General features: G+C 51.5%; 1 protein-coding gene. It reads right to left on the reverse strand.

From position 1 onward, the window contains the following. A partial coding sequence (locus FC83_RS10165; RefSeq protein ID WP_156405594.1) for a Cna B-type domain-containing protein occupies window positions 1-326 on the reverse strand: 326 nt, incomplete at both ends.

The following is a 326-nucleotide window of genomic DNA, read 5'->3' on the forward strand; positions in this document are numbered from 1 at the left end:
TGACTGGCGGCGTTCACCGTTTTAGTCTGCACCACTTTGCCGTTGGCTAACAGGTTGACCTTGATGCTGTCTGGTCGCTGTTTAGCCTGGTTGTTCCCATCATCCCAGGTCTTCGTCCCACTAATCGTGGTGGTAGCCGGCTGGCTGACGTGGGTATTGGTGATATTATAGCCAGTGACTTTCGTCGTGTAATTAGCCACGGGGTCTTCACTGACGGTATACACAATAGCTTTACCCTGGTCGGTCTTAGGCAAGTTGGTGAAACTATACTGCCATTGACTGGCGGCGTTCACCGTTTTAGTCTGCACCACTTTGCCGTTGGCTAA

It is taken from the genome of Agrilactobacillus composti DSM 18527 = JCM 14202, assembly GCF_001436375.1.
Taxonomy (GTDB): domain Bacteria; phylum Bacillota; class Bacilli; order Lactobacillales; family Lactobacillaceae; genus Agrilactobacillus; species Agrilactobacillus composti.